The organism is Massilia agri, from assembly GCF_024753255.1.
Taxonomy (GTDB): Bacteria; Pseudomonadota; Gammaproteobacteria; order Burkholderiales; family Burkholderiaceae_D; genus Telluria; species Telluria agri.
On record NZ_JANUHA010000048.1, the window covers coordinates 1 to 1219 of the forward strand.

General features: G+C 70.8%; 1 protein-coding gene. It reads right to left on the minus strand.

Annotated features, from left to right (window positions below; translation table 11 throughout):
• Positions 1-1214, minus strand: a 1214-nt coding sequence (locus NX780_RS25065; protein ID WP_258830610.1) for a type VI secretion system Vgr family protein, incomplete at its 3' end; no start/stop codon positions are given.
• Positions 1215-1219: the final 5 nt, after the last annotated feature.

Sequence of the window (1219 nt, forward strand, 5' to 3'; positions counted from 1 at the left end):
GCGCGGCCCTCGCTGCCCGCCAGCTGCGGGCGCCACGGCACGTCATGCGGCAGCGCCTCGAAGCAGTTGGCATAGCCGCTGCGCTGCGCCTGCGCGATGGCCAGCTGGAAGTCAGGCAGCGCATCCCCGCGCAGGACTTCTTCCAGCAGTTCCGGGATCGGGCCGAACAACTCGGCCAGCGCTTCACGGGCTTTCGCAGGCAGGTTGTTCACGCCCACGCTGTCGACCCGCAGCACCGTGTAGGCGGCCGCCTCGCCCAGCCTCTGCAGCGGTGCGCCCGCGATGTCCAGGCGGGTGCCGGCGCGCAGGGCGCGCAACGTGGAGCGGCCGCGCCACAGCTGGGTGCGCGCTTCGCGCGACTCCATCTGGATGGTGGCGTAGCGTTCGGCCTGGCGCCGGTCGGCGTAGTGGTATTGGCCCGGCACGTCGTAGGATTCGAGGGCGGGCAGTTTCGGCGAGGCCGGCAGGCGCGAAGGCACGCTCGCGGCCACCGCCTTCTTGGACTTGTAGTCGTAGCTGAGCAGGGTCGTGCTCGAGGGGCCGATGCGGCGCACGCTGGCCAGCGCCTGCACCGTGTCGCTCTGCTCGCGCGCGTGGGCGCCGTGAAAGCGCACACCCAAGCCCCGGCCCGACGGATCATCGGGAATGGCCGTGCTGCTGGTGCTGTCGGCGAAGAGCACCATCGTCAAGCCCTCCTCGCCCTGTTCGAAGCGCCATGCCAGGCCTTCCTCGGCAAGCAGGCGCTCGACGAAGGCCAGGTCGGTCTCGCGGTACTGGCAGCAGTAGCTGCGCGGCAGCGCGTCCGCCATGAAGGCGGTGGCGTCCTCGCTCCAGCGCCAGCGCGCCACCGGGGCGTGGATGCCGAACACCTCGTCGACGATGTCGGTGACCGATCTGTCCTGCCACACGCGGCTGTTGCGCACATGGGCCAGGCGCCAGATCCAGTGACTGATGCGCAGGCGATAGCGCGCGAAACCGCCTTCGCTGCCCAGCATGGCCATCTCGCTGATCTCGCCGGCGAAGCTGGCGCGGCTGCCGTCGGCCAGGCTCACCTCGAGGCTGGCCGGCTGGCCCAGCAAGGCATGCAGGTCGATGTCGGCCCGGGTCGACAGCGCGATCACGTCGCGTGCGCCGACACCCTGTACCAGGTCGCGCGCCGCGAAGGCTTCCACCAGCAGGCCGCCGGAACCGAGCTCCAGGCCCTGGTCTTCCAGCGTCA